Raw genomic sequence first — 6,706 nt, 5'->3', positions numbered from 1 at the left:
AATTCCGGGGTGCGACCCTCGAACTCCCCGCCTTTAAAACTGGAACCGAATCTGGCCTGCCAGTGTTCGATTTCCGGTCTTGGTGCTGATCTGTCCGAATGTGCCCGAATTGATATTCAGATTCGGAGCGCCCGGTGACGGATGATTGAAGACGTTCTGAGTATCCATCCGGAATGCCAGATTTTTGGATTCTCCAATCCGGATCCGCTTCTGGATATTCGCATCCACGTCCCAGCTGCCGGGTCCGTAGATCGGATTCAATCCCAGCGTGCCCGGTTGGCCGGGCGCTGCATTCTGCAGAATGATGTTCTGGCCGTTGGGATCGGTCGCGAGCGCTCTGTTCGTGCAGAACTGCGCGAGGTTGGCAGGTTCTTTGGCGCACGAAGGATCGGGAACCCCGTAGAACTGTTGCGAGAAGAAATTGCCGAACGGATTGCCCCAGGTCACCTGTCCCTTGCGGGGGAAGTTTCCGATAAGGTCCGGCGTTCCGGTCCGGTTGATGGTCGTCGTGGAAACAACGTTCAATGGCGATCCCGTGAACGCATTGAAAATCGATCCGAATTGCCAGCCCTCGATTGCGCGGGCCAGAGCGCCATGGGTGTTTCCGCCGACGAATTTGCCCGGGCCGAACGGAAGTTCGAGTGTGGCGTAGCCCCGGAAGTTATGCGTCTGCTGGAAGTTCGCGACGCTGTAGTCGGCGTGGCGGTTGGTGAAGTCCCGATAGGTTTCCGTGGTGCCGCCGCCATCGGGCGTGATCGACGTCACACCGGTGGCACGGCTCCATGTCCAGGTGGCCTGGTAGGTGATTCCGTGCTTCTGCCGCATGGTGATTTGCGTTTGCAGCGAGTGGTAGGTGGAGCTATCGGAGTTGTTCCGCATCTCCATCGTCGAAAACTGAGGGTTGGAGACGATGAAGTTTTCCGGGAACAGACCGCTGGAGCGCAGGGTCGCGCCAGCAACGGTCTGGCCGGCAGGAACGTTGACGCCGATGTTTGTGGTGTTCAGGGTATTCGCGACAGCGTCGAAATTGCCGTTGGCGATGTTCGCGCGGAACGAGGAGTGCCGCCGGAGCGCCTCCGACCCCGTCACGTCGCGGCCGACAACGCCGATACCGGTTCCAAGGTTCAAGCCATTCAACATCTGATCGAACAGCGGCGCGTTGCCTCCGGCGCGCGTCGTGTTCAAGGCATCCAGCAAACCGTTGTGCTGGAAATCCGGCTCGTTGTAATTGATCGACGAATGGAGCTTCACACCCCGGGTGCCGAGGTATTTCACGTCCAATATCAGGTTCGACGGCAACGATCTGGTGAATCCGAATGTGAAGGTCTGCACGTAGGGCGACGTGTAGTTCGGGGCAAAGAACGATTGGGCCGTCGAACGCTCCGTCACCGGAACCGTCACGACCGAAGGAATGCTCGATGGGGAGGCCAACGGGAAACTGAGACTCGTCAGGTCTCTATACGCCGAGCCTCCCGAATCTGTCGCGCTGTATTCGATTCCGGGCAGACGCCCGAGATCATTGTCGATCCACGACAGACTGTTGCCGGGCAGCAGTTTCGCAATCTGGTAACCTCCGCGAATCGTCGTCTTGTCCTTTCCTCCGAAAGCCGGCGACCAGGCGAACCCGACTGCGGGCGAGAAATTGTGCTTGTCGCTCGGCCAGATTCCCATGTCCGGATATTTGGAACCTTTGCCGATCAAAGCGATTTGAGTCAAGCCGCCCAGCGACTGGCCGCCGTTGTGGAAGGCCTGGTTGAAGTTGCGTCCGGACTCGCCGAACCATCCGGCAATGCCGTCGACCGGCCCGCGCGTCCAGAACGCTCCCGTACCGCTCCGGAAGTCGGGCACGCGGAACAGGTCCCATCGCAGGCCAAGGTTCAGCGTGAGATTCGATTTGACCTTCCAGTCATCCTTGAAGAACCAGTTAAATTCGTTTTGATGGTTCTCCCGGATTTTCCCGCGGGTTCCGGACGGCTGTCCCGGATGATGGTACGACGTCTTGTAATCGAGGAATTGCGTGTCCGTAGGTTCCCAGGTTTCGAATCGCTCTGAAACACTGCCGACCGATCCGGCAAGCGCCAACAACAGATTCTGCGCCACCGTGATGTTGTTGGTCAGCAGGTTCGGGACATTTTGGATACCTGCAACCGGGACTCCTCCGGCACCGCCGGTGACCGTCGGAATCAAGCCCAGCGTTGGAGTGGTGACGGGCGTCGGCTGATATCCGGAGGTATAGGCATAACGGAATTCGATGCCGCCTTTGAAGGCATGCGCGCCGTGCGTCCAGCTCATGTCGTCCGAATAGGTCGTCAGAGGGCTGGTGTTTCCGAAATCGGCGCTCGACCCGATCACGGTATTGGGAAAGAGGACCGGACGGACGTACACGGGATAGCCGTTAACCTGCGGCAAGAACCCCATAGCCGCACTTGATACTCCCGGAGTTTCGATGGCGGGAGTCCATTGCAGGGACGTGGTGCGGTAGGCATAGCGTGCTTCATTGAGAAGATTCGGCGACAGCGTCGACGTGAAGTTCAACGTGCGCACTCTGGGATCTTCGCGGATTTCGCCCCGGTACCCGTTGGGCCAGGGCGACAGATCGTTGTTATCGCTGTAGTGGCCTTCCCTGACCCAGGTGCCGCTCAAGCGATGCCTGGAGCTGAAATTGTGATCGATCTTGAGATTGATCTGATTGCGATTGTAGGCATCGATGAACTGGCCGGTGCCTCCCGGCGAGACTCCAACCGTTCGTTGTGTGAAGCGGACGACGGCGGTGTTCAAGCCATCGCCGAGTGTTCCGTTGTATGCGTTCGGCATCGGCATCACATTCAGAATTTTCGCGATGTAGCCCGTGGGATCCATTTGTTTCCGGAAAGGATCGCCGGGATTCAGAGCGTCACCGAACACGTTGAAGCTTTGCATCGGGCCTGTGGCTCCGACCTGCGCCTGACTCAGCGGGTTGCCGAGTCTGTCCACAACCGCAACCGTGCGGGTAGCACCCGATCCGTTCGCTACCGTGTCGGCATTGCCGTTGTTCACGCCGGGAAAGAACCGGAAGATGCCTTGCCGCGCCAAAGGCGTCAGGACGAGGGAATCGGTGCTCTGCTTTTGCAGCTGGTCCTGCCGGTCATATAGAGCGAAGAAGAACGTTTTGTTCTTCAGAATCGGTCCGCCGAGACTTTCGGTGGTCTGATGCCGGTTGTACCAGATCGGAGCATTGCCGAGGCGGTTGTCGTTCCATGCTGCGGCATTCAGTGCGGAGTTCCGAATGTTCCATGTCACCGCGCCGTGAAACTGATTGCCGCCGCTTCTGGCGCGCACCTGGATCTGCGCGGCGCCTCTGCCTTCGACGTCGACGGGCGCCACAACGACGCGCATCTCGTCCACCAGATCCGGCGTGACAAAGAACGTGGGCTTGAGGCCCTGCGTGTGTCTGCCGGTGTTCATCGTAACGCCGTCGAGCGAGATGCCGACATTGGCGGAGGCATCCGCGGTAACGCCGCCAAACGTCGTACTGGCCTGGCCGTTGCCGGTCACACCAGGCATCGTGCTGGTGACCAGATCCATGACGTTATGTCCGACCAGCGGCAGGTCCACGACCTGATTCGCCGGCAGCACCGTTCCGACCGATGCCGTCGACGCCGTCAGCAGCGCGTCGGCTGCAGTCGTCACTTCAACGGCCTGAGCCACGTTTCCTACCTGCAGAGTGAAGTTCTGCCGGATCTGTTGTGACGTACCAAGTGTTAAGCGAAAAGTCTGAGTTTGAAAACCGCCGAGAGCCGCGCTCGCCTGGTACTCTCCGGGCTGGAGACTTGGGAAGCGGAAGGTTCCCGTCTCATTGGTGATCGTGGTCGAAGCCACTCCGGTGGCGAGGTTTTTCGCCGTTACTTCGACTCCGGGGACCAAAGCCCCCGTGTTATCCGACACCGTACCACTAAGTGCCGCATTGATTCCTTCTTGCGCCAGACCAGAAACCGCCAACAGCAAACAAACAGCCAACGCAGCAGTGATGCGCGTTCCCCGCATGATCACCTCACGGAAATGGGTTAGTCGCTTTATGTAATCTTCAGAAATTTTGTGGGGTCAGTTTGAAACCGGCCGCGCGGGAAGTCAATCGGAATTTCAATGCGAAATACAAAGGGTGAATGACTCAGGCCCGATTGGCGGAATTCGCGTCACTTGCAGCTGACAAATCGTCGAGCTTCCCGACATCGCGCCATTCGTATTCGTCGGCGCGGAAACCCAGAATCTTTTTTCCTTCGGACGCCAGGCGGAGGTAGGAATCGATGATCGAGAACGCGCCATCTTCCTTTAGCATCGGGAGCAGGCGCGGTGAGATCACGTGAATTCCCGAAAATGCGAATCCCGCTCCGCGTCCGGTCAGCCGCAGTTGCTGATCGAAAGCGAGAGGCCGCGATGTGCGCCGGTCCTGAACGGCGAGTGTGGCCAAAGCAGCGTGTTCGTTGTGATATTCAGCCATCCTTCGGAGATCGATCGAGGTGATCACGTCGACGTTATGCAGAACAAACGGCTCCGCATCGTCACCGAAGAACCAGGCCGCCTTCTTCAGACCGCCACCGGTATCGAGGAGTTCTGCTTCGCGGGAGACTGCGAGGTGCATCCCGAAATTGTCCTTCGCTTTCAGGTACTCCACCATCATGTCGGCGAAGTGATGAACATTAATAATGACGTCATCGACCCCAAACGTCCGCAGCCGCTCGAGATTGATCTCCAGCAGCGTGCGGCCGCCGATTTCGACGAGCGCTTTCGGCCGCGTATCCGTCAGCGGCCGCAGCCGCGTGCCCAGACCGGCGGCGAGGACCATGGCTTTCATCTGCCCATGCTCTCCAGAACGAGATGATGCAAGACCACTTCGAGACCTGCTTTGCCCTGAAAATGCCTGGCGAGCTGCTCGGCAAAGTAGACGGAGCGGTGCTGGCCGCCGGTGCATCCGAACGAAACCATCAGGTTCTTGAATCCCCGGCGCTGGTATGCATTGACGCTGGCGTCCACGAGCGAGACAACGTTGCCAAAGAACTGATGAGACGCCTCCTGCTGCATAAGGTATTCGATAACCGGCGCGTCTCTGCCCGTGAGGCTTTTGAAGCGTTCCTCGCGGCCGGGATTCGGAACGCTACGGCAGTCGAAAACGAATCCGCCGCCATTACCCGACTCGTCCTTCGGTATCGAGCCCTTATGAAATGAAAAACTGAAAATGCGGAGACCGAGCCGGCCCGGTTCCGCGGCCAGGCCCTGCAACTTTTCGGAAGCGACCATGCTTCTGAACGCATCGATCAGAGTCGGCAAGGCAACGGGAAGTTCAACGTTGTGCAGCAGCCACCGGATATTTTTCAGGGCATACGGAACCGATTGCAGGAAGTGCGGCTTCCGTTCGTAGAAACCGCGGAAGCCATAGGCGCCCATGGCCTGCATGATGCGCACATAAACGTATGCATAGTAATGCTGCATGAATTTATCGCGCGTCATATTCGTGAAGGTCGAGAGGATTTCCAGGTAGTGGTCCAGAAGATGCTGGCGCAACTCCGGAGGCAGGTCCGCCTTGGCATCGTAGAGCAGTGATGCGATGTCGTACTGCAGCGCGCCCTTGCGGCCGCCCTGATAGTCGAGAAAGAACGGCCTGCCATCCTGGAGCATCACATTGCGCGATTGAAAGTCCCGATAGAGAAAGTAATCGTGATCGGCGGTCAGGAGAAATTTCGTCAACCGTCCGAAATCCTTTTCAAGAGCCTGCTCGTTGAATGGAATTCCCGCGAGGCGCAGGAAATAATATTTGAAATAATTCAGATCCCACGCGATCGACTGCCGGTCAAAGCTCGCGCGCGGATAACATACTTTGTAATTCAGGCCGCGTCCGGCTTCGACCTGGAAACGCGGCAAAATGCCGGCTACTTTCCGGTAGGCATCGACGACCTCGGACCGGATCTCGGAACCCGCCCGATTCTTCGAGAGAAATTCAAACAACGTCGTGTCGCCAAGGTCCTGCTCGAGATACGCGCCATCACTGAGCGATTCCGTATAGATCTCGGGAACCGGCAGGCCGTGCCGCCGGAAGTGCTTCGAAAATTCCAGGAAAGCGGCGTTCTCTTCGCGCACCGGATAAATAATGCCGATCGCGCTGTGGCTCGAGTTCGCAATCCGAACGATGTTGCGGCCGGACCCTCCGAGCTGCCCTTGCAATGGCTGAACACGCTCGGGCGGCGAATGAAAATGCTGCTCGAAGAGCCTGTTCAGAACGTCCATGCATTTCAAAGATATCCGGCAATTACGCCAATTCCACGAACTAATTTGCGGAATTGGCGGCTATTGCTTCACCAGCAGCATGGTCTCCGGATCGAGGACGATCAATTCATTGACACCTTGATGGATCGCGCATACGGGTGGTCTGATATTGCCGAATGAGGCAGTGGATTACCACAACCTAACCTGATCGCGCGTGTCAGCAGCCCCACAGGATCGAGCGGACGCTTTGGCACGATTTTCGCTCTCCTTTTGCGCCTGCGATTTGGGCTGGAGGACGATATGGCTGAAACGCGCGCAGCGAAAGTTGCTTTTGGAAAACCGGGGACCGAACCGCGGTGGACCCACGCCAACAAGCAGGCCGTGGGGACTGCTTACTCGGATGGCAGCCGCGTCTGGTTTACGATCTTCCGGGGAGTTCTGACAGAAACGTACTACCCGACAGTCGATC

Annotated in this window: 4 protein-coding genes; 1 reads left to right on the top strand and 3 read right to left on the bottom strand. The window is 58.0% G+C overall.

What is annotated here, in order from left to right; genetic code table 11:
- Nucleotides 1-33 precede the first annotated feature (33 nt).
- From VGK48_24635 to VGK48_24625, 3 genes are all read right to left on the bottom strand, one after another.
- Nucleotides 34-4,023, bottom strand: coding sequence for a carboxypeptidase-like regulatory domain-containing protein (locus tag VGK48_24635; protein HEY2384376.1), 3,990 nt, complete (start codon nucleotides 4,021-4,023; stop codon nucleotides 34-36).
- 124 nt (nucleotides 4,024-4,147) lie between these two features.
- Complete coding sequence (locus VGK48_24630) at nucleotides 4,148-4,831, bottom strand: nucleotidyltransferase family protein (protein HEY2384375.1); 684 nt, start codon at nucleotides 4,829-4,831, stop codon at nucleotides 4,148-4,150.
- Nucleotides 4,828-6,258, bottom strand: coding sequence for an RNase adapter RapZ (locus VGK48_24625; GenBank protein ID HEY2384374.1), 1,431 nt, complete (start codon nucleotides 6,256-6,258; stop codon nucleotides 4,828-4,830). The genes VGK48_24630 and VGK48_24625 overlap by 4 nt, the downstream gene beginning before the upstream one ends.
- A gap of 279 nt (nucleotides 6,259-6,537) precedes the next feature.
- Here VGK48_24625 and VGK48_24620 point away from each other — a divergent pair.
- Nucleotides 6,538-6,706, top strand: a 169-nt coding sequence (locus VGK48_24620) for a hypothetical protein (GenBank protein HEY2384373.1), incomplete at its 3' end; no start/stop codon positions are given.

The sequence above is a fragment of the Terriglobia bacterium genome, assembly GCA_036496425.1.
Classification (GTDB): Bacteria; Acidobacteriota; Terriglobia; order 20CM-2-55-15; family 20CM-2-55-15; genus 20CM-2-55-15.
Note: the sequence above shows the minus strand (reverse complement) of the source record. Positions and strands in the feature narration are given on the sequence as shown.